Origin of the sequence: Siphonobacter sp. BAB-5405 (assembly GCF_002872335.1) — a bacterium.
GTDB lineage: Bacteria > Bacteroidota > Bacteroidia > Cytophagales > Spirosomataceae > Siphonobacter.
This window is the reverse complement of record NZ_NJAG01000021.1, coordinates 31,716-57,937: the sequence shown is the minus strand read 5'-3', so window position 1 is coordinate 57,937 and position 26,222 is coordinate 31,716. Positions and strand designations below refer to the sequence as shown.

17 protein-coding genes are annotated in these 26,222 nt (G+C 48.8%); 12 read left to right on the top strand and 5 right to left on the bottom strand.

The features are described from left to right. Positions 1-8: 8 nt before the first annotated feature. The 7 genes from BWI97_RS16390 (at position 9) to BWI97_RS16360 (ending at position 10,448) form a co-directional block, all read left to right on the top strand. Positions 9-2,741, top strand: coding sequence for a family 78 glycoside hydrolase catalytic domain (locus tag BWI97_RS16390; protein WP_102201879.1), 2,733 nt, complete (start codon positions 9-11; stop codon positions 2,739-2,741). A gap of 209 nt (positions 2,742-2,950) precedes the next feature. Continuing rightward, on the top strand, positions 2,951-3,898 hold the full coding sequence (locus BWI97_RS16385) for a hypothetical protein (RefSeq protein ID WP_146010964.1): 948 nt from the start codon (positions 2,951-2,953) through the stop codon (positions 3,896-3,898). A gap of 286 nt (positions 3,899-4,184) precedes the next feature. Further along, positions 4,185-6,296, top strand: a complete 2,112-nt coding sequence (locus BWI97_RS16380; protein ID WP_102201875.1) for a bifunctional aldolase/short-chain dehydrogenase — start codon at positions 4,185-4,187, stop codon at positions 6,294-6,296. A 121-nt stretch (positions 6,297-6,417) separates the two neighbouring features. Continuing rightward, complete coding sequence (gene rhaM / locus BWI97_RS16375; RefSeq protein WP_094811795.1) at positions 6,418-6,732, top strand: L-rhamnose mutarotase; 315 nt, start codon at positions 6,418-6,420, stop codon at positions 6,730-6,732. A gap of 151 nt (positions 6,733-6,883) precedes the next feature. Next, entirely contained in the window at positions 6,884-8,164 is a 1,281-nt protein-coding gene (locus BWI97_RS16370; RefSeq protein WP_102201873.1) for a TIM barrel protein, read from the top strand. 80 nt (positions 8,165-8,244) lie between these two features. Further along, on the top strand, positions 8,245-9,630 hold the full coding sequence (locus BWI97_RS16365; protein ID WP_102201871.1) for an FGGY-family carbohydrate kinase: 1,386 nt from the start codon (positions 8,245-8,247) through the stop codon (positions 9,628-9,630). Positions 9,631-9,710: 80 nt separating this feature from the next. After that, positions 9,711-10,448 carry a (Fe-S)-binding protein gene (locus BWI97_RS16360; protein ID WP_102201869.1) on the top strand — a complete coding sequence of 246 codons (738 nt, stop codon included), beginning with the start codon at positions 9,711-9,713 and terminating at the stop codon, positions 10,446-10,448. A gap of 58 nt (positions 10,449-10,506) precedes the next feature. On the opposite strand, the gene BWI97_RS16355 is transcribed toward BWI97_RS16360, so the two are convergent. Continuing rightward, entirely contained in the window at positions 10,507-10,896 is a 390-nt protein-coding gene (locus BWI97_RS16355; RefSeq protein ID WP_102201867.1) for a hypothetical protein, read from the bottom strand. Between the two features lie 582 nt (positions 10,897-11,478). Between BWI97_RS16355 and BWI97_RS16350 the strand changes: the two genes are divergently transcribed. The 5 genes from BWI97_RS16350 (at position 11,479) to BWI97_RS16330 (ending at position 19,560) form a co-directional block, all read left to right on the top strand. Then, entirely contained in the window at positions 11,479-12,852 is a 1,374-nt protein-coding gene (locus tag BWI97_RS16350; protein ID WP_094811786.1) for a lactate utilization protein B, read from the top strand. 12 nt (positions 12,853-12,864) lie between these two features. Beyond that, positions 12,865-13,452 carry an LUD domain-containing protein gene (locus BWI97_RS16345; RefSeq protein ID WP_094811785.1) on the top strand — a complete coding sequence of 196 codons (588 nt, stop codon included), beginning with the start codon at positions 12,865-12,867 and terminating at the stop codon, positions 13,450-13,452. A gap of 405 nt (positions 13,453-13,857) precedes the next feature. Further along, positions 13,858-16,995 (top strand): SusC/RagA family TonB-linked outer membrane protein, encoded by a 3,138-nt coding sequence (locus tag BWI97_RS16340; protein ID WP_102201865.1) that lies wholly within the window; start codon positions 13,858-13,860, stop codon positions 16,993-16,995. Positions 16,996-17,005: 10 nt separating this feature from the next. Beyond that, positions 17,006-18,592: a SusD/RagB family nutrient-binding outer membrane lipoprotein gene (locus BWI97_RS16335; protein WP_094811781.1), complete on the top strand. Its 1,587-nt coding sequence runs from the start codon at positions 17,006-17,008 to the stop codon at positions 18,590-18,592. Between the two features lie 8 nt (positions 18,593-18,600). Further along, a complete protein-coding gene (locus BWI97_RS16330) occupies positions 18,601-19,560 on the top strand; it encodes a DUF1735 domain-containing protein (protein WP_094811779.1) in 960 nt (319 codons plus the stop codon). A gap of 55 nt (positions 19,561-19,615) precedes the next feature. Here BWI97_RS16330 and BWI97_RS16325 read toward each other — a convergent pair whose 3' ends face one another. The 4 genes from BWI97_RS16325 to BWI97_RS16310 all read right to left on the bottom strand — a co-directional run bounded on the left by BWI97_RS16325 (position 19,616) and on the right by BWI97_RS16310 (position 26,206). Continuing rightward, the gene (locus BWI97_RS16325) at positions 19,616-21,019 is read right to left on the bottom strand and encodes a BamA/TamA family outer membrane protein (RefSeq protein WP_102201863.1); all 1,404 of its coding nucleotides are present in this window, start codon (positions 21,017-21,019) and stop codon (positions 19,616-19,618) included. Between the two features lie 393 nt (positions 21,020-21,412). Beyond that, positions 21,413-21,928 (bottom strand): DUF4136 domain-containing protein, encoded by a 516-nt coding sequence (locus BWI97_RS16320; RefSeq protein ID WP_094811774.1) that lies wholly within the window; start codon positions 21,926-21,928, stop codon positions 21,413-21,415. 154 nt (positions 21,929-22,082) lie between these two features. Next, positions 22,083-23,570: an NAD(P)H-hydrate dehydratase gene (locus BWI97_RS16315; protein WP_102201861.1), complete on the bottom strand. Its 1,488-nt coding sequence runs from the start codon at positions 23,568-23,570 to the stop codon at positions 22,083-22,085. A 155-nt stretch (positions 23,571-23,725) separates the two neighbouring features. Continuing rightward, positions 23,726-26,206 (bottom strand): PspC domain-containing protein, encoded by a 2,481-nt coding sequence (locus tag BWI97_RS16310; RefSeq protein WP_102201859.1) that lies wholly within the window; start codon positions 26,204-26,206, stop codon positions 23,726-23,728. Positions 26,207-26,222 lie beyond the last annotated feature (16 nt).

Genomic DNA, 26,222 nt, shown 5'->3' with positions numbered 1-26,222 from the left:
CTAAACTTATGCTTAAACGTTTTCTTCACACCTGGCTGTGCCTGGTTTTAGTTGGGCTCTTGTCACAGGTTCAGGCCCAACAGGCCCCTCACAAACTTCGTTACGAATACGGCGATATTCGCCTGGGAACCGGCGTCAGGAAGCCTCGCCTAAGCTGGCAGCTTGCATCTACGCAGGCCGGAGCCCGCCAGACGGCCTATCAAATCCTGGTAGCCTCCTCCGCAGAAGCTCTGGCTAAAAATCAGGGGGATGTCTGGGATTCGGGTAAGATCAATACTTCGCAATCCGTCTACGTCGATTATCAGGGAAAAAATCTGGAAAGTCGGCAACGGTATTTCTGGAAGGTAAAAATCTGGGATGAAAAAGGAAAAGCCTCGGGCTGGTCCAAACCCGACTGGTGGGAAATGGGCCTGCTGGCCAAAGACGACTGGAAAGCGGACTGGATCGGTATGGCGGGCGTGGTGGGCGAACCGCCCCGCTCGACGCAGGCCCGGAAGGAATTTCCGGTACGCGGCAAACTCGTGAAAGCCCGTATTTATGCTACAGGTTTGGGTGATTACGCCCTGCAAATCAACGGCCAACGCGTAGGTGATATGCTGCTAACGCCCGGCTGGACGGACTATCTCAAGAAAGTATACTACCAGACCTACGACGTCACGGAGCTACTCAAGGAAGGCAACAACCAGATCGACGCTTTTCTGGGGAACGGCTGGTGGAGCGGTGGCCTCGGCTGGGGCGGCGGTTTTCATCGGTATTCACAGGGCCCGCTACGGCTATTATGCCAACTGGAATTGACCTACACCGATGGTACGCGGGAGCTGATTACTTCGAATCCCAGCTGGAAAATTCGGTTGTCGCCCGTCATTTACGACTCCATGTACCACGGCGAGCATTACGATGCCCGGCAGGAAGCAAAAGGTACGGAGGCAGACGGCTGGGTAACGCCCGTCGTACTGAACACGGCCAAAAACCAGACGACCCTGTTTGGCCCCAATGCCGACGCCAACGCGAACGAACAAGCAGCCACGTTCGACATGAGTACCTTACAGGTGGTGGCTCAGGAGGCTCCTCCAATCCGCGTTACGGAAACCCGCAAAGCCGTAAAAGTGACGGAACCCAAACCCGGCCATTTCGTTTTTGACTTTGGCCAGAACATGGCGGGGATTGTGCATCTGAGTATTCCGAAAGGCGTGTACGGGCAGGAAGTAGCTCTGCATTTCGCGGAGTTGCTCCACGACGATGGAACCGTAGCTCAGGAAAACCTGCGTTCGGCCAAGTCTACGGATCGGTACATCTGCAAAAGCAATGGCGGAAAAGAAGAATGGGAACCCATGTTTTTGTACCACGGATTCCGTTACGTCGAAGTAATCGGTTTTCCGGGGAAGCCCACTGCCGACCAGGTCGTAGCGAAAGTCATTCATACGGATTTTGAGCCGATTGGCGAATTCTCTACCTCCGAGGATATTCTCAACAAAATCTACTCAAACGCCCGCTGGACGCTGAAGAGCAATGCCCTGTCCATTCCCACCGATTGCCCGCAACGCGACGAACGACTGGGTTGGATGGGTGACGCTCAGATTTTCGTGGCTTCTTCCTGCTATCTGATGGACATCAACAGTTTCTGGGCTAAGTATTCCAGGGATATTGCGGATTCCCAGCACCCTTCGGGGTACGTGTACGACGTTAATCCGAAGATGGTAGTGGGTGGCCCGTCGAAACCCGCCTGGGGCGATGCGACGCTGATTGTTCCCTGGACTTCCTACGAATTTTTCGGCGACAAACGAATCCTGGAAACCAATTACGCCAGCATGAAAGCCTGGGTGGAGTACATGAACCAGCACGCTTCCACGAAAAAAACGGGACTGTACTATTTCGCTGATCCCAGTGAAAAATGGTTCGGCTACGGCGACTGGGTTCCCGTCGTGGCCTCGCCCAGTAAGCCCATTGGCGGGGCGTATCAGGTTTATTCCAATACGCTCCTGGCGAAAGCGGCTACGGTTCTTAGCAAAACGGAAGATGCTACGAAGTACGCAGCCTTGGCCAAACAGTACACCTCGAAGTACAACGATCTCTATTTCAAGGACAACAATTACGAAGGCAAAACCCAGGCGGCCAACCTGATGCCGCTTACCTTCGGCATTGTACCAGAAAATCTGCGAGCCCGCATTGCTCAGAACGTAGCCGATGATGTGAAGGCTCACGACAATCACCTGACGACCGGTTTCATCGCTTCCCAGCAGATTCTGCCCCGCCTGTCGGATTACGGGTACAATGACCTGGCCTATCAGGTAGCTACGCAGAAAACGTACCCGAGCTGGGGCTATATGGCCGAAAATGGAGCTACGACGATGTGGGAACTTTGGAATTCGGACAAGGAAAAACCCGAAGGCATGAACTCCCGCAATCACTTTGCGTACGGTTCCGTCATTGAGTGGTATTTCCGGTATCTGGCCGGTGTGGAACCGATTGATCCGGGCTTCAAAACCTTCCGTATTGCTCCCAAGCCACCGAAAGACCTCAACTGGGTGAAGTTTTCGTATCAGTCGCTGTACGGCCCGATTGTGTCCAACTGGGAACGCAAAAACGGGAAGCTGCAGTTGAACGTCACCGTACCCCCCAATACGCAGGCCGAACTGGTACTGCCCCTGACAGCGGGCCAAACTGCTACGCTGGCCGGGAAGAAACTCAAAACCAATGCGACTACGCTGGCTCCGGGGTCGTACCGAGTGGAAATTCAGTAGGTCGAATCGCGTTAGGTCAGAAATCCTGGTTAGTTCGTAAACTACCAATCCGAACGAGGGTAAGATTCGTTACTTCAACGAACACTCCTTGAAAATTTCGAGTCGTGTTCGTTGAAGTGATCGTATAAAAGCGGTTTTACGTATTCGCGTGGATCGGTTTTTATGCAGGCAACGAATCCATACGTTATTCATTCTTAATCGGTAAGCTTATGACTCATTGGATTAACGTGTGTAATCTATCCGGGATGCTTTGCTTCGCTCTGCTGCTGGCCTGTTCAAATGATAAGAACGAAACCGTCGGCAACTGGCCCAATCTGCCCGTCAAAAGCAACCTGTTTTATTTCTCTTCCGGGAACATTCAGAAAGCAAATCTGGGTACCGGCCAGATTTCCAACATCGGCGGTAGTGGAGACAAGCCCGACCAGTCGATGGCGGTAGATGTTTCGAGGGATGGCAGCGAAATTGCCTTTATCTATTTTGGCTACGATTCGCAACAGGGAAAAGACATTCGCGAAATCCGAGTGATGGACACTAAGGGCAAACGCCTCAGTACCATTCCTTTACCCGAAAGTTTCAACCGGATCAAGATTTCCCCCGACAAATCTAAATTCATCTGCCAAAGCACGACGCAGGATATTTCCGTCGTGTTCGATCGGCAGGGAAAAATGATTACGGATATGCAGGGGGCTCGTTACTTCGCTTGGACGCCCGATAACCGGATTATTCTGACGTCGGAATTGGGCAGCATTTTCCTGACCGATGCTTCGCTGACGGCGGGTTCACTGATAAAAAAATTAAGTTCTCCCGTACGCGAACCGGACGTGAGTCCTGACGGACAACGCGTGGCGTTTTACAATGCCGGAAACGTCTGGTCTATGAAACTGGATGGCAGTGATTTAAAGCAGCATACTACTTCTTCACTGGAGGTTTTTGCTCCCAGCTGGAGTGCGGATGGGAAACACATGTCGGTATTATGGTCCGCCAGTCAGGAACGGAATCATCTGGGTTCACCCAAGGTCTTTCTGATTCCGGTTCAAAATACACCAGTGGAAGTTTCCGAAAACAGTCGCGATGCTATTATGCTGCATGAAAAATGGCCCGATCATCCGGATGGATATACTGAGCTTTCCAGCCGTTCGCAGGCGATGTTGCGATAATAAGGAAGCGATCTGTATGCCCGGGGTTATAACCCCGGGCTAATTAAATTAAACCCCGTTGGGGTTTTTAGAAGATCGGACTTTATGCTACTGAAACCTTAAACCACTCTTCAAACCTGATCCCCACTCAAACAGCCTTTTTCTAACCTTCTGGCTACGAACTCCTTCGAACGAGCAGCCATACAGAGCAGGATGGTTCACCCTAACAGACCATGACAGCTCATTCTTTTTCCTTTGGTTCATTTGTACCGCTAACTAAGGCCTATATCATTTTTTGTATACAATCATGACCGAGACTACCTCTTTCAAGCACGTAAGTTATTTATGGGATGATGCGAAAGCCGCCGAACTGGCTGGCGATGAAGTCGCTCTCCTGATTTACCGTTCCAACCTGTTAGGTGCCGACCTTCGCCTGACCAACTACGGAGGTGGCAACACGTCCTGCAAAGTGACCTCTCCCGATCCGCTGACGGGCGACGATACCCGCGTGATGTGGGTGAAAGGCTCCGGTGGTGACTTAGGTACGCTGAAGAAATCGGGCCTGGCGGCTTTGTATCTGGATCGTCTGCACGCCTTGAAGAATCGGTACCGGGGTCTTGAATTTGAAGATGAGATGGTTGAATTGTTCAACCACTGCATTTACGATCTGGACTCGAAAGCTCCTTCCATCGATACCCCCTTACACGCCTTTTTGCCGTTCAATCACGTCGATCACCTGCACCCCGATGCGGCCATTGCCATTGCAGCAGCGAAAGACGGCGAGCAAATCGTAAAAGACCTGTTTGGCGGTACGCTCGGCTGGGTCCCCTGGCAGCGTCCCGGCTTCGATCTGGGTCTGCAACTGGAACGCTGTCTGTCCGAAAATCCGGGTATTCGCGGCATTTTCCTGGGCAGCCACGGCTTATTTACCTGGGGTGATACGGCCTATGAAAGCTACATCAACACGCTCGAGGTGATCGAACGTTGTGCGGAATATCTGGAAGAAAACTACGGCAAAAAAGGCCCCGTATTCGGTGGTCAGAAAGTGCAAACCGTTGAAAATCGGAAAGACCAGGCAGCTAAACTGGCTCCCGTACTGCGGGGTTTCTGCTCCAGCTACGTACGCATGATCGGTCATTTTACGGATGATGAACGCGTACTCCAATTCATTAATTCCAATGACCTGGACAAGCTGGCTCCCCTGGGCACCTCCTGCCCCGACCATTTCCTGCGTACGAAAATCCAGCCGCTGGTACTCGACCTGCCCGCCGACGCGGATCTTTCGGATACCAAAGCTCTGAAGGAAAAACTGGCTCCGGCCTTCGAAGCGTACCGGGCCATGTACACCGAGTACTACGAAAGCTGCAAACGCAGCAACAGTCCCGCCATGCGTGACCCCAATCCGGTGGTGATTCTGTGGCCGGGCGTGGGTCAGTTTACATTTGCGAAAGACAAACAAACCGCTCGCGTAGCATCGGAATTTTACGTCAACGCCATCAACGTGATGCGGGGTGCCGAGGCTATTTCGGAATATACGTCCCTGCCCCGTCAGGAAGCTTTTGACATCGAATACTGGTTGCTGGAAGAAGCTAAGCTGCAACGCATGCCCAAGCCTAAGCCGCTTTCGGGTAAAATTGCCCTGATCACGGGTTCGGCGGGTGGTATTGGAAAAGCCATTGCCAAAAAATTACAGGCCGAAGGTGCCGTTGTATTCCTGAATGATAACGACGCGGATCGTCTGGCCGGAGCCAAGGAAGAGTTCCTGAAAAGCTATGGGAAAGATTCTTCCGCTTCCGAGTTGCTCGACGTCACCTCGGCGGAATCCATCGCCAAGGCCTTCGATGCCTGCTCACTGGCTTTCGGTGGCGTGGATATTGTCGTGAATAACGCCGGTATTTCCATTTCCAAATCCATCGAAGATCATACGGAAAAGGACTGGGATTTACTCTTCGATATTCTCGTCAAAGGTCAGTTCCTGGTATCGCAAGCCGCCGTAGCTGTCATGCGGAAGCAGGCTCTGGGGGGTGACATCCTCAATATTGCTTCGAAAAATGCTGTCGTGAGTGGTCCCAACAACCTGGGGTACGGCTCTGCGAAAGCGGCTCAGGCCCACGGTACGCGTCTGCTGGCGGCGGAAGTCGGTCCCGAACGCATCCGGGTCAACACCATCAACCCCGACGCTGTCATTGCCGATTCGAAGATCTGGGCGGGTGCCTGGGCCGAAGGTCGGGCTAAAGCGTACGGTATCACGGTGGAAGAGCTGCCCGCCTTCTACGCCAAGCGGACCTTGTTGAACGAAATCATTTTACCGGAAGACATCGCCAATGCCTGCTTCGCGTTCGTAGGCGGACTTCTCAACAAGTCCACCGGCAACGCCCTGAATGTAGATGGTGGGGTTGCAATGGGCTTTTATCGATAAGCAAGTTTCCAGTTTGCGGTTTTCTGTTTTCAGTTTGATCTCGCCATACAAGGTTGAATCATCCAGTGGTTCACTATTGAAAACTGAAAACCGCAAACTGACAACTATAATCTTTCCCATCATGCCTCGCGTTGCTTTTAAAATGCAGTTGTTTCCGGGAAACGTGGACGAATACCGCCGGAGACACGACGAAATCTGGCCGGAACTGGTGGAATTACTCCAGTCCAGCGGCATTCATAACTATTCAATTTTTCTGGACGAAAGCACGAATACGCTTTTCGGGGTACAGGAAGTCGATGATCTGAGCGTTACAGGGAAGTTACCCGAAAATCCCGTCATGCAGAAGTGGTGGGCGTACATGGCTGATCTCATGGAAACCAATCCTGATCAGTCACCCGTACAGGTCGCTTTACCGGAAGTTTTTTACCTGAAATGAGTTTGGTGTTTTGAGTTTAGGGTTTTGAGTGGCCGCCGCTGCGGTTATCGTCCATTTTGAATAAATGAGTGAATCTAACTATCCCTATTTCTGACGTGATAAAACTCAAAACCCTAAACCCAAAACTCAACACGCTAACACTAACCAACATATGCCTCTCGAATCCTATCAAATAGCCCAATATAACCAGCAGCATGAAGTTGCTCATCGCCGGAAGTTTGAGTTTTTAGCCGAAGAACTGGGCTCCGAAACAACCGAGCGTATCCTTGGTAAACTCATTGATTTTCAGATTGCCATCCCCAGCTGGGCTTTGGGTACGGGTGGTACCCGCTTTGGTCGCTTTGCGGGTGGTGGAGAACCCCGGAATCTCGAAGAAAAAATTGCTGATGTAGGCCTGCTACACGCTCTGAACCGTTCGAGCGGAGCCATCTCCCTGCATATTCCCTGGGATATTCCGACCGACGGCGAGGCCATCAAACAACTGGCGGCCAGCTACGGACTCGTATTCGATGCCATGAACTCGAATACGTTTCAGGATCAGCCGAATCAGGAACTGAGCTACAAGTTTGGTTCGCTGCAACATACCGATGCTGCTGTTCGCACACAAGCTATCAATCATAACATCGACGTGATTCGTTACGGCGAAGCTCTGGGTTCCAAATCCCTGACGGTCTGGTTATCCGATGGTTCGAGCTTCCCCGGACAACTGAACTTCCGCAAGGCCTTCCAGCGTACCTTAGAAGGTTTGCAGGAAATCTACGCGGCTCTTCCCGCCGACTGGAAGATTTTCGTCGAATACAAAGCCTTCGAACCCAACTTCTACTCAACTACGGTGGGTGATTGGGGACAGTCGTTCTTGTATGCCAGCAAGTTAGGACCCAAAGCCTACACGCTGGTCGATCTGGGTCACCACCTGCCCAATGCCAACATCGAGCAAATTGTATCGCTATTGCTGATGGAAGAAAAGCTGGGTGGTTTCCACTTCAACGATTCGAAATACGGCGACGACGATCTGACGGCCGGCAGCATCAAACCGTATCAGTTGTTCCTGATTTTCAACGAACTGGTCGATGGGATGGACACTCGGGGCATGAATCACGCCTCGGATCTGGGCTGGATGATTGATGCGTCACACAACGTAAAAGACCCGCTGGAAGATTTGCTGCAATCGGTAGAAGCTATCAAGCTCGCCTACGCTCAGGCACTGCTCGTGGATCGCGTGGCTCTGGAAGAAGCCCGTACTAATAATGATGTAGCCGCCGCTCAGGAGTTGTTACAGAATGCCTTCCGTACGGATTTACGGCCCTTGCTGGCCGAAGCCCGTTTGCGGGCCGATGCCGCTCTGAATCCAGTCGGCCTGTATCGTGAGTTATCCCTTCGCAACAAACTGATCGAAGCCCGTGGTCTGAAAGCCGTGGCTACTGGTCTCTAATAGCTACGTCAGGTACAGGCCTTCCCTGTACCTGACGTTTTTTTTAATCCACCCATTCATTAATTCATTCTGTACGCCCCATGTCTATCCCCTGCGTCGCCATTTTTGATATTGGGAAAACCAATAAGAAACTGCTTCTCTTTGATCAGGACTACCAGATCGTGTACCAGAAGCAGACACCTTTCGAAGAAATTCCGGACGATGACGGATTCCACGGGGATGATTTACAGTTATTGAGCAATTGGCTGATCGACAGTCTGGCGGAAGTGTTGAACGAAGGCCGATTTGACGTACGGGCTCTGAATTTTTCCGCGTACGGGGCGAGTTTCGTTCATATTAACGCCGACGGAAAACCTGTCACGCCACTTTATAATTACCTGAAAACGTTCCCACTGGAACTTCAGCAACGCTTTAACGATCATTACGGTCCGGGTTTGGAATGGTCGGCCCGTACGGCTTCGCCCGTTTTGGGTATGCTGAATTCAGGGATGCAGTTGTACTGGCTCAAGTACGAAAAATCCGAGTTGTACTGGCAGATTGAGCACTCGCTGCATCTACCCCAGTACGCCAGTTATCTTTTTACCAGGCGTCCGGTTTCTGAAATTACCAGCGTCGGTTGCCATACGGGGCTTTGGGATTTTACGCAACGCAAGTACCACCGCTGGGTATTCGAAGAAGGTTTTCATTCGCTGGGGCAGATGGTACTGCCTTCCTTTCTGACCTCCCCCGCCGTAGAAAAAGACGATATGCAGGTGGGCGTGGGGATTCACGACAGTTCGGCGGCTCTGGTACCGTACCTGCGGGCGTTCGGGCAGGAACCTTTTCTGCTGATTTCAACGGGTACCTGGTGTATTACCATGAACCCGTTCAGCGACGAACCCCTTACGATCAGCGAGTTACGTCAGGATTGTCTCAGTTACCTCACCTTCCGGGGCGATCCGGTCAAAGCTTCCCGACTGTTTGCCGGAAATGAACACGAACGGGCCGTTAAACACCTGGCGGATTATTTCCAAACGGATCTTTCGCAGTATCAGCGAGTATCATACGACGAAGCGATTCTTTTGTCCTTACGCAGTCGCTTCACCCAGGCTTCGCCCGATTCGGTACGGCTGGGTTCGCTGGAAGATTCCACTTTTTCGGAACGAAACCTGAACGAATTCAGTAGTTACGAAGAAGCGTACCATCAGTTGATTCTGGATTTGATGGCTCAGCAAATCGCTTCGGTCAAGTTAGCCAAAGGCAACACGGCCATCCGGCGAATTTTTGTGGACGGTGGTTTCAGCCGAAACGAAATTTACCTGAATCTGCTGGCTCAGGCTTTTCCGGAATGTGAAGTACTGGCTTCGGAAATTGCTCAGGCTTCGGCTCTGGGAGCGGCTCTGGTTATCGAGGACGCCTGGAATAAGGAAAAGCCCTTTGATGGGAGTTTATTTACGTTGAAGAAAACAGTTTGTACGGAATTATAAATCGTTATTGGCCGTCCGCTTTTCGCTGATCCGAAAGCAGAAACCCGAGTACACAGCCAATAGCGACAAGCTCAAAGCTGATGAAAGTTGCTCTTTTTGTTCCCTGCTACGTCGATCAATTTTATCCGAAGGTAGCCGTTGCTACCCTGGAATTACTTGAGAAATTTGGTTGTGAAGTCGATTTCCCCCGTAATCAGACCTGTTGCGGGCAGCCCATGGCCAATTCGGGCTTTGCCTACCTCAACGTCGGTTGCGACGCCAATTTTGTACGCAATTTTACGGGGTATGATTACATCGTAGCTCCTTCCGGTTCCTGCGTACTGCACGTCAAGGAACATTTGCACTATCCCGAAAATCAGTCGCTGGCGGATACCATTCGGCACCGGGTGTACGAACTCACGGAATTTTTGACGGACATCCTAAAGGTCGAAAAACTGGAAGCCCGCTTTCCGCATAAGGTAGGCGTTCACCAAAGCTGCCACGGCCAGCGGGGACTCAAAACCTCACAGATGAGCGAATTGAACTGCCCGGCCTTTTCCAAACCCGGCAAACTGCTTGGCATGGTAAAAGACCTGCAACTGGTTGAGCTGGACCGTAAGGACGAGTGCTGCGGTTTTGGTGGTACGTTCGCCGTCAGTGAAGAATCAATTTCCTCGAAAATGGGGAAAGACCGCGTCGCGGATCACCAACGCCACGGAGCTGAGTACATCACGGCGGGCGACATGTCGTGCCTGATGCACCTGGAAGGTATTCTAAAACGCCAGAAAAGTCCGGTTCGGATTGTACATATCGCCGAAATTCTGAACGCCCAGGAATAAAAAAAGGCGTCCCGTAAGCCATGGCTTACAGGACGCTGCAAAAAATGGGGGATTCTAATTAGTTACGAGCTAAAACCGTACGGTTCGTTTGCGTAGCGATTTCGAATGATTGCGTGTAGCGATTTTTGCCACCCAATACTTCGAACGTGTATTTGCCATCGCCTAAGGTCGAAAGATCGAACAGACGCAGGTAGTTTTCGTTAGTAGTCGTTTCAGTGAACAGCGTCGTGTTTTCCTTATCCTTGATAGCAATCGTCAATTTCTTTTTATCAGGATTTTGGAACGTCAATTGGAAACGCAGTTGAGAATCCTGAGCCAGTTGTGCGTTGTACGGATTTGCTTTTACCGTTTCTTTCGCAGGATCAGAATTTACGGCAGCAGTGGCGTTGAAAGCTACACTACTAAAAGCCACGAAGGCTGCAAGGATGAAGTTGATGGACTTTTTCATGGGATGATATGTTTTTCAAATGGGAAAAATACAAAACAAGTGCAAACAGCTTTTTGATTGTGTTTTGCCGTTTGGGTGATACAAAGGTGCACATAGTTTGATTATGAGTCAATTACCTAAATGTTAAATCCGAAAAGTTCCTCTTACGGTGCCACCATAAACTTAGAATAATACAACATTTCTATTTTTAGTGCCGAAAGTTGTTTAAAAAGTCCAATGGTTTTTTTGGCCGTTTTTTGGAATAGTTGAGTAAAAAAAGCTTCGCACTAAAAGGTGTGACTTAGAAAAGTTCTAATGATTACCGGAAGAAAACTTTAAAAAAGCTCTGTGTAATGGATTTTTGAGCTTCATAAATTTTACTAAATACGCTTTTTACGTATTTTTCGAATGGTTTCAGCCCCATCTGTTCTTAAAAACAAGAAATCAAGCTCTCTCTTTACATTCTGGGAAAAATTAAATTCACACAACTGGATGTACTGAAAAAGAAAGCTTCATTGGAATGCTTAAACTGTTTTTAGTTTAAGTATATAATAGTATGAAACGAAGAAGATCTTCTTCTTCCAGTAATCTAACATCAACGCCATGAGTCCGCATACACTTGATCACGCTGCCGCCTCGGAAGTATTCAATAGAGACGAGCCCCGGGTAGACTGGCACGATGAAACCCTGTGGTGGGTACGCCAGAAACGCGACCGGGCGGCCATGCAATTGCCCGAATGGGAAGCTTTACGGGAAGCAGCGTCGCAAATCAAGCACCACGTTTTATCGAACCTGGATACCCTGCTGGAAAACTTTGAACGCAAGGCTCAGGAAAACGGCATTACGGTACACTGGGCCGCGAATGCTCAGGAACATAATGAGATCGTCTGGTCATTACTCCACAAAAAGGGCATCGATCGGATGATTAAATCCAAGTCCATGCTTACCGAAGAATGTCACCTCAACGACTTTCTCCGGAGCAAGGGTATCGAAGTGATCGATACGGATTTGGGCGAACGCATTGTACAGCTTCGGCAGGAACCGCCCAGTCATATTGTACTCCCGGCCATCCACCTGAAGAAATCGGACGTGGGGGATACTTTCCACGAGCACCTGGGTACGGAAAAAGGAGCGACCGATCCGCAGTACCTCACGGAAGCAGCCCGGCAACACCTCCGCGAAACCTTCCTGACCCGACGGGCAGCCCTGACGGGCGTCAACTTCGCCATTGCCGAAACGGGCGGCTTTGTGGTCTGTACCAATGAAGGTAATGCCGACATGGGGGCTCACCTGGCCGAGATTCACATTGCCAGTATGGGCTTCGAGAAAATCATCCCGCGAGCTGATCATTTGGGCGTGTTTCTCCGCTTACTGACCCGCAGTGCAACCGGACAACCCGTGACGGCGTATTCCAGTCACTTTCACCGTCCCCGGCCCGGTCAGGAGATGCACATTGTCATTGTTGATAATGGCCGTACTACGCAATTGGGCCGACCCGATTTCCGGAATTCCTTAAAGTGTATTCGCTGTGGAGCCTGTATGAACACCTGCCCCGTATACCGGCGAAGTGGCGGTCATAGTTATCACAACGCCGTGGCAGGACCGATTGGCTCAATCCTGGCTCCGAATCTGGATATGCGGAAAAATGCGGATCTGCCTTTCGCCAGTACCCTCTGCGGCAGTTGTTCGAATGTGTGTCCGGTGAAAATCGATATTCACGACCAGCTCTATAAATGGCGGCAGGTACTGGCTCAGGAAGGCTACGTGGGCGGCATCAAAAAAACCAGCTTACAACTGGCTTCGAAGGTACTGGCCTCTCCTACCTTATTTAAACTGAGTTTCAACGCGGCTCGTACGGCCTTACGGATTGCTCCCTGGGCGGCCAACAATCCGCTGAATGCCTGGAGTATTCACCGCGAATTGCCCGATGCTCCCAAAGACAGTTTCCGGCAGTGGTGGGAGAAGAATCGTAAATAAACATTGTTAGCCATGTCCTCGAGTCGAGAAATCATATTACAGGCCATTCGGGCCAATAAACCCGATTTGTTGCCGCTACCATCCGTGTATACCTTCGAATCGAACTATCCGGATGTACTGGCCCAGTATCAGCAAACGCTGCAAATGATTGGCGGCACCGTGGAGGTAGTACCGGATCTGGCCAAGGTTGCCGAACGTTTACAGGAAATTTACCCGGATCTTACGCACATCGCCATTACCATACCCGAGCTAGCCCATCTGGCCGACGCCAATCTGGCGGTAAGTGACCCTCACGAACTGGAAGCTATTCAATTGGCAGTGATTCCGGGGCGGTACGGCGTGGCCGAAAACGGAGCCATCTGGGTAACGGAACAGGAAATGCAGCACCGAGCACTGCCTTTCATTACTCAGCATCTGGTGCTGGTTATTCGGGCGGAAACCATTGTACCGAATATGCACGAAGCTTACCGACGGATTCAGGTCGACGAGACGGGTTTTGGCACGTTCATCGCCGGCCCGTCCAAAACCGCTGATATTGAGCAATCGCTGGTGGTAGGAGCTCACGGAGCCCGGAGTTTGGTCGTGTTTATTATTGCTTAAAAGATTACTATTTCCAGAAAGAGCCAGGGCCGGATGAGAATTTCATCCGGCCCTGGCTCTTTCGCGTTAGAGTGGATCAATAAATGGATGCATACTTAATGTCTAAGTCGTTCACTATCTGACGTATACTTCATTTTATCTTATAAAAAGTCAAATACTGAAATTATCCTATTTAAGCTTTTGAGGGACCGCAGAAAATTTCAAAATCGTTTATTCTATTTTTTTTGTACATATTATTAAAGAGGCCTCTTTTGTTTTGTAATCTTCACAAAAAACAGGGGATTATTTTTAAAATACTTCAAATCTTTACCTTACAATAAATTTTACATTTTGATAGAATGCAAATATTATATTATGTTTGTAGACAGGATTCAATATAAATCCTTAACTCCTTAACCAAAACAAATGAGAAAAATTCTACTGGCAACGGTTATGTTGCTCAGTACGCTTGTTATGCATGCGTACGGCCAGAGTCGTGTTGTGACTGGAAAAGTCACTGCTCTAGAGGATGGTTCCGGCCTGATCGGTGTAACCGTCCGGGCAGTTGGCTCTACGGCGGTGGGTACTACCACCAACCAGGATGGATCTTACAGCTTAAATGTTCCTTCCTCCGTCAAATCCCTTTCTTTTTCCTTCGTTGGTTTCAAAACCTCAGTTCTTGATATTCCGGCTAACAATGTGGTTAATGTAAGCCTGGAAGTAAACCAAAGTGATTTAAATGAGGTCGTTGTCACCGCAGGGGGTCTTACGGCTCAACGGAGAGAGCTCGGTACGCAGGCTACTACCATCAAAAACACTGAAATTACCCAGGGAAAAGCGGCTAACCTCGCGGCAGGTTTATCCGGTAAAGTTCCTGGTTTGTTGATTTCAGCCGTTAGTAGTGGTTTGAACCCTAACTACCGTCTGGTACTGCGGGGAAACCGTTCGTTGACGGGTAATAACCAGGCACTGGTTATCATTGATAATATTATCTCGCCAAACAGTATCCTGGGTAACCTTAACCCTGAAGATATTGAAGACATTCAGGTATTGAATGGAGCCGGTGCGGCTGCATTATACGGTTCTGATGCTTCGAACGGTGCCTTGATTGTGACGACGAAGAAAGGTAAGGCCGGACGGACGGAAGTAAAAATCGCTCATACTACTACGCTGGAGAAAGTAAGTTTCTTACCCCAGTTACAGAAGCAATTCGGTTCAGGAACAACGCCTGATGATGTCCCCAGCTATACGCCTTACGAAAACCAGCAGTATGGTCCGGCTTTCGATGGCTCAATGGTTAACATTGGTAAGCCTCTGCAGGATGGTTCTATCCAGTCGGTTCCCTATTCTTACAAAGGCTCACGGGAAGATTTCTGGGAGACTGGTGTTCAAAATCAGACGGACTTCAGCATCTCTTCTGGCGACGAAAAATCGACCTATTATATCTCAGGCCAGTTCTTTGATCAAAAGTCTACGGTTCCTTACGATAAATACCAACGCTATAGCGTACGGGCCAATAGTACGCGTAAAATTAGCGATAAGCTGACGGCTACTTTTAACACCAACTTTATCGCTAACCGTTACGACCAAAGTAGTCAGGCGGCTACGGTGTACCAAAACCTCCTGATGTCTCCCGGACAGGTAGATGTTACGCAGTATTCAGACTGGCGGAACAATCCCTTTGCCAATCCGAATGGTTACTATAATGAATACTATACGAACCCTTACTTTACTTTAGAAAATAACCGCGTTAATACGCGTAATGATTATTTCCAGGGTAACGTTGAATTGAAATGGAATCCCATCAAACCTTTATCGATTACGTATCGGGTAGGTTTGAGTACGCGTAACGTTTCCAATAAGAGCACCGTTGGCAAGTTTACGTTCACCGACTATACGAAGAGCATTTCCGGAAGCTCAAAAACGGATATTCCTGGTTCTGTAAGTGATTACAGTGGCTTCAATACGCAGTTAGTCAATGACCTGATTGCTCAGTACAATACGAGCCTGGGTTCTAATTTTTCTTTGAACGTAGTAGCCGGGATTAGCTCCCGTGATAACTCTTCAAAGGATGTTAGCGTCGGAGCTAGTGGACTGGTTATCTCCGATTTGTACAACGTAGGTAATAGCCTGAATAACCCTACGGCAGGTGAGAGTAATTTTAAAGCTCGTCAGTTGGGTGTGTACGGAGATGTTCGGTTAGGCTTCAAAGAATACCTTTACCTGCACGTAACGGGTCGTAACGACTGGCGTTCGGTACTGGCAAAAGATAACCGCTCCTTCTTCTACCCTGCTGCGGATCTTTCTTTCATTGCTTCTGACGCTATTCCAGCGTTGAGCCAGAGCAACTGGTTACAAAGCTTGAAACTTCGCGGTGGTTACTCGAAAGTAGGTCAGGTCAACCTGGGTAACTTTACGAACTTTGGTGCCTATGCTTTAGCTACTACGTTCAGTCAGGCGTATGGCTATCCTTACGCAAGCGGAGCCGGTTTCACTTTAGGTAATACCCTGGTTGCTTCTAATATCAAACCTGAAATGACGACGGGTGCAGAAGTCGGTTTCGACTTCGAACTGAAAAAGCTTGGTATTAATGGTGGTATCACCCTTTACAAAACCAATACGGTTGACCAGACGATTACGGTTAACGTATCTTCTGCCAGTGGTTTCTCAAGCCTGCGGACCAACGTTGGTGAAGTGCAGAATAAAGGGTTAGAGTCTTACCTGAACATCACTCCCATCCGCACAGCGAGTGGCTTTGAAGTATCCCTGGGAGCTAACTATACGTACAACCAGAACGAAGTTATTTCTCTGGCTGATCAGCTGAATGAGTTAGTATTATCATCGGTTGGTACTGCTTCCCGCGTATTAGCTAAAAAAGGTTCTCCGTTCCCCCTGTTACAGGTAACGACTTATAATCGCGATCCTCAGGGCCGTATCATCGTTGATCCGACCACGGGTTATCCCGCCAGCAACGGTACTTTTAGTGACTTGGGAATTACTACTCCTCCGCACGTGTTAGGTTTAAACACCGGAATCAAGTACAAGGGTCTGCGACTCTCTGCGTTGTTTGAATACCGGAATGGCCATTACATCTACAATGCCATTTCAACGGGTTATGATTTCTCAGGAGCAGGTATTCGTACGGCCTGGTACAACCGGGATCGCTTTGTTATTCCGAACTCTTCTTACCAGACGGCCGATGGCAATTACGTAGCCAATAATAATATTGCCGTACGTAGCGGTGGTGCTGACTTCTGGACTGATGGAACCCGTAATACGAGCATTGGAGAAAACTATGCAAACTCGGCTGGTTTCTGGAAGTTGCGGGAATTGGTAGTGGCGTATAACTTCCCCGCTTCTATCCTCTCTAAAGCCAACTTCATCAAGGCTGCTACGGTTAGTGTTCAGGGTAGAAACCTGTTTATCTGGGTACCTAAAACCAACCTGTATACGGACCCAGAATACAGTGCCAATGGTACGGATAGCAATGCCGTTGGTATCACCAACTTAGGGCAAACGCCTCCTGCTCGTTACTTCGGAGGTACCTTATCCTTAACGTTTTAATTGATCATTGATGAAAAAATATAACTTGTACTGGTTGCTGACTTTTGTCATTCTGGTCACAACCTCCTGCGATAAGTATCTGGATATTAACCAAAACCCTAATGATCCTACCGAAGCCTCTGCCCAACTGGTGCTTCCCCAGGCTATCGTAGGTACTGCTGCCACCACGTCTTCTTTTAACTTCAGTTACGGAGCACACTTCGGGGGCTATGTAGCGAATGCTGGTGGTTTCTCCGGATTTGGCAACTTGTTGAACTATAACATCGTTCCGGGTGATTATAACTTCCTCTGGACTAGCTCATACGATAACCTGCAGGATTACAAATACGTACTGAATCAGACGCAGGGTATTGATGAACAATCCTACCTGAACGCGGTTGCTCGCATTATGACAGCCTTCAATTACCAGCGTTTGGTAGATGCGTTCAATAATGTTCCTTACACGGAAGCTCTACAGGGCAATGGCAACCTGGCTCCTAAATACGACGAAGGTTCGGTTATCTATCAGGATTTAATTAACCAGTTAGATCAGGCCATTGCTACGATTGACAATGCTAAATCACCGGTTGCGTTAAACTCCTCGGCTGATCCGATGTTCGGTGGAGACATGGCCCAGTGGAAGCGATTTGCCAATACCATTAAACTTCGTATTCTCATTCGAATGTCAGGCGTATCTTCCCTGTCTTCTTTTGTGACCACCAAGTTTGCGGCACTGGATCAGACCTTAGGCTTCATCACCGGCGATGCGATTGTTAATCCCGGTTACGAAAAAAACAAGCCCAATCCTTCCTGGAATACCTTCGGTTATACAACCACCGGTACCCTGTCGAATTCCTCACGTATTCCTACGCAATTCGCGTTTGGATTCTACAAGGGTCAGAAATTGACGGATAACGGTCGCGGTAGTGTCATCTACAAAAACTTCACGTCTGCGAGTGCTCCAACGCCCGTTAACCAACTGGGTAACGAGACGAACGCTCCGACGATCATTACCAACTACTCCACCTGGTATACGGGTACGTTTAGCAGTGCTACCAGCATCTCTAACTCCCTGGGTGTTCTGAAAGGCCCCGGTCAGGGACAGCCTATCATGCTGGCAGCTGAGTCACGTTTTCTCCAGGCCGAAGCTCGTTTGAAAGGTTTCCTGAGTGGTGACCCGGCAGCTAGCTTTAACCAGGGCATTACGGATTCATTTACGTACCTGTACAAAGATGTAACCAATACGGTATCTGCTTCTAAAAACGTGGCTACGGATGTGGCTACGTATAAAAAAGATAACCCAGAAAGCTACCTGGTTAACTTTGAACTGGCGACTACCAATGAGCAGAAGCTTGAGGCGATCATCACCCAGAAATACATCGCCGTTAATATGATTAACTCGGATGAGGGATGGAATGAATACCGTAGAACGGGTTACCCCCGGACGAATCCGTCAGGTAATGGTTATACCAACATTGCTTCCAACAAATCCAACTCTACTCGTCCTGATAAATTACCAACTCGCGTACTGTATCCTTCGTCTGAGCAATCGTACAACGCTGGTAATTACATAACTGTTAACCAATTCTCAGACCGTATTTTCTGGGATCCTAACTGATATTACACATGAAATCAATCATAAAATTCATTGGGTTTGTATTGCTGGCTTCAGGATTTTCCTCCTGTCTGAAAGATGAAGCAGCTCTTGATCCAGATAATTCTGTTAACGTAATTGAGTTTAAAAATCCTAGCAACTTCGTTTCTCCATACGGAAGCAAGTATTCTTTGTACAGTAGAGCTTTCGATCTCGCAACAGAAAACGATTATCCTATTACTGTAAGCTATTCAGGTGCACACGTAGCTCCTCAGGATATTACTGTTAATCTGGGAACAGACCCTACGGCTCTTACGCAGTATAATACCGAGCAGCAAGCCCATTATGATCTCATTCCCAGCTCCCTGTATACGCTACCTGCTTCCGTAGTCATTCCTAAAGGACAGCGTACGGCAACGGTGAATTTGAAGGTGAAAAGCAGTAGTTTCGATTTTACCAAAAACTACGTACTGCCCATTCAGATTCAATCGACTTCTTCGGGAACCGTTAGCGGAAATTTCGGTACTATTCTTCTGAATGTAAGCGTGAAGAATAAATATGATGGACGGTACCGCGTAACGAACATCACCTTTAGACACACTACGAATGCCGCATTCTCGGCCAACACGCCACGTACGCGTGATCTGGTAACGCTTAGTGCGAATTCTAACTATTTATTCGATCCGAACCTGAACGGCGGCTCTGCTTTCTTCAGCTTCTTGAATAATGGTTCTGGAAGCTATTTTGGAGCATTCTCTCCCGTATTCGCGTTTGATGATGCAGGAAATGTCACCAGCGTTACAAATTCAGTAGCCGTGAACGATCCAACTAATGCAAATAGAAGAACGGCTCGGTTGGATCCCAGTGGTGTGAACAAGATTACGATTAGTGGAAATTCCAAAGTAATGGAAGTGAGCTACATCATGGTTCAGGGCGGCGTAGACATTCTGTTCCTGAAAGAAAAATGGGAGTATACCGGTGCCAGACCCTAAGTTTGAAACCGTTTTCATTTGAAAAAAGCCGGGTGTCTTACCCGGCTTTTTTCATTTAAAATTCCCTTGCTACATTGAATCGAAAGCCCCCTACCCCATCCCGGGTAAAGGCGTAATGAAAGCGGAAAACCGCATTATACCAGGTGACAATATCCAAGCCTACGCCGTAGCCTAGCATAAAGTGGTTGGCGAAGCGGCTATTGTAGTAACCGCGATACTGATTCCAGGCCTGCCCGCCGTCGAGGAAAATATTGGGATAAACTTCAATCGGCAGCGTATTGAACTGCCTGATTTTTCGCAGCGGTTTCAGGAATATCTTTCGCTCCAGCAACTGATACCGCAGCGTATTTTTCAGATACAGGTAATGTTGCCCATCTACTGTAAAAAGCTCGTAGCCGCGAACCAGGTCATTCAGATAACCCAATCCCCTCGTTTGTAAGTACGGTTGTAATTGTGGGTAGGACGTCTTCCCTTCGGCAATTGCCCCGAAATACCACTTGCCCCCCAGGGGTCGATACCGGGCAAAGCTCAGCGTCAGGTCGGTCAGGTTGATTTGATCCTTAGGCAGTATCCCATAGCGATTGGCTACCGCCTGAAAGACAAAACCTCGCAGGGGATACTGAGCCTTGTCCCGAAAATCGTACGTATAGCCGTAGGAGACCAAGAAATAGCGTTGTCGGGTTCTTTGCTGCAGAAAATAATTAGGATTTAGATCTACTACTGTATCCGCAACAGTATGCGTTGCGTAGCGAATCTCCAGATTCTGAAAGTCATAATAGTGATTACGACGGCTGAAGATTACATTGGTATAGAACCGCTCCCGTAACAGATTTTCGCTGTGCAGATAGATTAGCTTGTCCTGATTGGTACGGTACGGCAGGTTTTTAGTAGTGTTGTATGAAATGCCAAAGGTGACGCCCAGCTTCTGTTTACGGTCGATGTATGGAATGCGGTACGAAAAGTCAAAATAGCGGGCAAACCCAAACTCAAGATTGATTTTCAGCTGCTCAGCCCGACCCCGAAAGTTGTAATGCCGCAGGTTTACGCCGTAAATGGTACGGCTCAAATCGCGGTTACGCTCAGTCCACCATTCATTAAAATTTCGGTCAGCCAGCTGAAAAATGGGAAAGCCCAGAATGTACCATTGCTCCCGCAAGTCAAATTCAATGGTTGCCGTACGTATCGAATCGACCCGAGGTTCCAGGTTGACTTTTGCTTCCGCCGTTACGAACAGGTTAGTATTGAAGACTTTCCGACGATTTTTTTCCAGTCGCTCCGGTAGCATTTGCAGCGATAGCGTATCCCCTTCCCTGAAATCCAGCTCTCTACGAATAATGTAGTCTTTCGTACGTCGATTCCCTACCAGCCGAATTTCCCGCACCACTACGTAGTTCGAATCAGGCAACGCAGGGCTAAGTCCCTGAAAATGAAGCAAAGTACTTAATAAGGTGGCCAGCATAAGGGTTGGACTATACCTCAAAAGTATCCATTAAACCTAGCATGAGCACCCTGAGAAATTTTGCGATTTATTCTTTAAAAAAATTTACGTAAAAAAATTCAACTATTTCTTTAGATGTTTCAATATTATTCGTATCATTGCATAAGAATTGTTACGGACAACGCCGCAACGGTTCACTAAAACTGATACCAATCGTCAATGAATGACATTCAGCGACGTAAACGATATGGTTTTCAAATGGGAAGAAAGACCAATAATGGATTCGCCGATCTCTCTGAGATCGGCGAATTTTTGTTTTAGGTACAGTCACTAATTATTGCGTACCCATAAAAAAAGCCCCAACGTGGATAAATCCTGCGTTGGGGCTTTTTACCTGAACTAACTAAAGACTGCTTACTGCTTGACTACCATTTTTGCCGGAGCATAACCATAAGCCAGAGCCGGGTACTGATCCATGATACGCCGCGTAGCCGCCCGTAATTCGCGTTCGGATAAAGTCGTTTCCTTTTCAAAAAGGCCCGAAGCATAGCCCATCCACACGGAGCGGTTGAGGGTTTCATCGACCAGATGAATCAACAGCGTACCTTTCTTCAGTTTTTGATTCGCGTAGGCGGGACTGCTTTGTTTGAGTTTAAACTGATCCGTGTATACGGAAAACAGAACGGATAAATCCCCTCCTTCTTCCAGGGCTTTGTAGCCACGGGCATTCATCTGTTTTTCAATTTCCTGTAAAATAATTCCCTGCTCGTATTCGCCGAGGTTCTTTAAATCAGAACTTTTCAGGATAGAATACGTACGGTTATAGGCTAATGAAACTTGTTCGTCCAAAGTAGTATCGACTCGTACTTTACTCGTAGTACAGGCGGAGATCAGCAACGTGCAGGCAACCAGATAAATAAATGTTTTCATCGCGAGTCAGCGTTAAATGTGACGTAGACCCGAACTTAACCATTAATTCATTAAAATTTAACAATTTGGTAACATTAAAATTCAACTCCCTTTAAAAATCTCTTTTCATGCCTCTGAAAAGATCATAAAAGGCTATTAATCAGAAACCTACGATTCACCACCGTAATCCATCGATTACATCCCCGGCAGTGAGAGCAACCATTCCCCGACGGGCAGCGGCTCGATCGCCAGCCTCACCGTGACGGTATACCCCCAGAATAGCCGCTTCTTTGGGTTCCAGTTTTTGAGCTAGTAAGGCGGTCAGTACTCCCGTCAGGACATCGCCCGTACCGCCCGTTGCCATTCCGGCATTACCCGTGGAATTAAAATGAAATTCGCCATCGGGCGAGGCTACGACCGTATGCTGACCTTTCAGTACTACCACTACCCGGTAGCGAGTACTAAAATCCTGAAGCAATTGTAGTTTTTCGTAATCATCTTTCCAGGGTTTACCTAATAGGCGTTCAAACTCTTTCGGATGGGGCGTCAGGATTGTTTTGGGTGGTAGTTGTTCTAACAAATCCCGCTCCTGCGACAGCATGTTGAGAGCATCCGCGTCGATCACGCAGGGAATATCCTGAGCCTGGGTAATGAATTGGCGGAGTACATGCTGGTTTCGCTCCGACTGCCCCATACCAGGACCAATGCCGACCGCCGAATACTTGCTCAACTCATGCAATTGCGATAATTCCGTTTCGTGCTCGTCCGTCAGGCACATTGCCTCCGGCACGGAAGTCTGGATAATCATATAACCGCACTGGGGCACCTGAACCGTTAGTAATCCGACCCCACTCCGCAGGCAGGACCGTGAAGCCAGTACGGCGGCTCCAATTTTACCGTAACTACCAGCCATCAACAAAGCGTGTCCGAACGTTCCTTTATTGGAAAACGAATCGCGATCCGGGAGCTCGGGTACAGCCCGGGTATCGGTATAGAAATACGGACTAGGCGTTTGTTCGGCGTACGCTTGACTCAATCCAATGTCTACCAGATGCCATTTGCCTACGTACAAGGTATTCTTAGGTTGAAGAAAAGCTAATTTCGGTACCTGGAAACTTACCGTATGCGAAGGCTGTACGATGACGTCATCCGCTCCATTAGCCTGATCGGCAAAAAGACCCGAAGCAATATCTACAGAGATTACTTCTGCCTTACTAGTATTGATTTGCTGAATGGTATGAGCCAGTAAGCCCGAAGCGGGTCGGGTCAGACCAGAACCTAGCAGAGCGTCAATAATTACGCTCGTTTGGCTTAGAGGCAGGGCTTGCTGATCGCTCAGCCACTGTACACTAGCTAGTGATTCGTAGCGTTGCAGATTGACATTGAAGTCGTCTGAACTGCGTTCGGAATGGCGAACCACATATACGTGAGGCCGATACCCCGCCTGATGCAGGAGTCGGGCAATGGCCAGCCCATCTCCACCATTATTACCCATACCGCAGAGAATGAAAATTTCCCGGTGTGTCTCGGCCAGTCCCGTACGCAGCAACCATTCGGTAAAAGCCGCCGCAGCCCGTTCCATTAAATCCACCGAAGTAATGGGTTCATTCGCGATCGTATACGCATCCCACTGGCGTATCTGCTCTACGGTAAAAAGTTTCATGATTATATTTCGAGTTAAAAGGGCCGCTACTACGTCCAGAATTTTCGGCTTCTGTCCTGTAAATGCCTGGTTGATAATCTGGGCAAGTAACGAAAAAACCCTGCCTCGGCCATCGAACCGAAGCAGGGTTTTACCTGTATTCTGAATTTGGAATGTTACTCTTCGCGGTCTATTGAGCTGCCCCCTGAATGGTTTTCTTCCACTTTCGCGTTGCCTTTGTATTGAATCCGGCTGGCTCCGGAAGCCGTGGCATTCAGAATGGTATTAGCCATGACATGAGCTTTAGAGGCCCCGGAAGCATCTACTTCTACTTCATTTGCTTTGAGTGAGAAAGCTTCTAACTGTGAAGCTCCGGAAACATCCGCCTTGAGTATCTGAGCTGAACCCAGTAACGTAAGGCCCGCAGCTCCGTGTACCGTTACTTCCATTTTCTCGGCGTTAAGTCCCGAGAACGTGGCTTTGGAAGCTCCCGCCAGTTCAATGTCGCCGACATTATCAAAGCCTTTCACGATGGCCGATACGGCTCCGGTAAATTCTACGTTTTCCAGCTCCGGCATTTCAATCCGAATGCTTTGACGCCGGTTGCGGAAGCCAAATCCAAGTCGGTTTTTCCGGTTTATTACCAGCGTATTTCCCGAAACCCGTACGTTTATATCATCGAGCTGGCGTTCATTTTCAGCGTACACCGTCACTTTGTAACTGCTTCCACGTTTCACTTCGACGGCGTATCCACCGGAAATATCCAGTTTGGAAAAGCCATCCAGGTTATATTCCTGAGGCGTACCTCTGCCGATTTGGCTTTCGTACGAATGGTCATTTTCATCTTCGTTGTAGGATTCTTCTTGCTGCGGAACGTTACGGTTCAGGCAAATCAGCTCGCCATCCCGCGTGTATTGCCAGAGAGAACCTTCAAACTGATTTTCGTCGAAAAGCTGCCGGGGGAATACGTTGGTTACGTACTGGGCGAAACGCTCCGACATACTGAAGGTTTTTTCGTACGGGATGTACAATTTCATCCGGAGTTCCTGTGCCCGGAACGGCGTGCCTTCGGGTAGATCAAAATACTGATCAAAGACAATGATGGAATCCCGCTGACTGACTTTATGCGTGATTTGCGACGCTAACCGTTCGGCATCTTTCCGGCTCTGGCCACGGCTGGAAAATTCTTCGATCAGTTTAATTTCCGTGCCGTCGTAGGCTTCCATGCTTAGGCTACCGTTGCGATGCTCGTCATAATCGTCGTCGTTCATGTCGAATACAGGCGTTTGAGCCGTGGGCAAAAACGTCGTTTTTTCAACCGTTCCGCGTCGGGAAAAATTGGACACGTACTGTGGAATCATCACCGACGAACCAATGGTACCGATCAGAAAGACGCCCAGTAGCGTTTGCCAAACCACGGGCCGGAAGTAATTCTGCCGACCTAGTAAAGACAATCCAGCGACACCCAAGGCAATAGCCGGAGCAACCAGTCCCAAAAAGCTGAACACGAACATCCAGGGCGAAGCATCACTCAGCAAACCCACGGGAATATCCATGCCCATACGCGAGTGGTCGAGTCCGGAAAGGCCCAGAGCAATGCCCAGGGTTACTACCAGGCCCAGAATAAACGATAAACTGATGACAATCAGCATCACTCCAGCGGCAATGCGAATAAGTACGAACAGGAAGTTAAAAAACGGTCCTAAACCCTCGAAGATGGCCGCAATAGCCCGGAAAGGGAACAGCAGAATCTTCGTAGCCGTACTTTCTATGGGCTGATTTTCTACGTTCAGCGTCTTCTTGATATTGGTTTCAATATTGGTAAGCGTAATAGGCTCCCCCTGCATTTTCATGCGATCCGTGAGGGTCTTGGCCTGTGGCGTAATGATCCAAAGAACGAAGTACAGAATAAGCCCTGAGCCAAACAGCAGAATACTCAGTACCCATACAAAGCGAATGATTCCCAGATCCCAACCTGTGTAGGCAGCAACCCCAGCGGCAACCCCACCTAAGGCCTTTTTTTCGGGATCACGGTAGAGTTTCCGTAATTTTTCATCTTCTTCCAGGTTAGCATTACCGGGGAACGATACCCAGCAGGCTATGTAGATAATAAAGATAATACCACTGAGGGGGCCAAAAACGTCGCCCAAGCCGGACATGCCACCAAAGACGGGCGTACCAATGAACAGCACCAGAGCCGCCAGCCGAACCCAGAGTGGATCGACGTTGAGGTAGTGTGCAATCCCGGAACATACGCCTCCCAGGACTTTACGTTTGGTATCCCGGTACAGGCGTTTCTGAACGGGGGGAACCGTCGTTTGAGCCGGTCCTGCCGTCGTGTACGTGGACTGCGACGAGGTTTTGGGCGTACCGAAATCTTCATCCTCTTCCAAGGCTTCAAAATCGGCTACGGTACCCATGGCCTGAATCAGCTCCTCGACATCCTCGGAAGTGATGGCCCGTTTTTCGTCTTTTTTGACCTTCTCGTAGAATTTTTCGGCGATACGGGCTTCAATGTCCTCGATGATTTCGGCACTGCCTTCGTACGAAGAAAAATAGCGTTTAATGGACTCCAGATAGCCTTGCAGGCGGTCGTAGCCGTCTTCTTCGATGTAGAAAACAACTCCCGCAATGGTGATGGATATGGTCTTTTTCATTGGTTCAATGACTGAA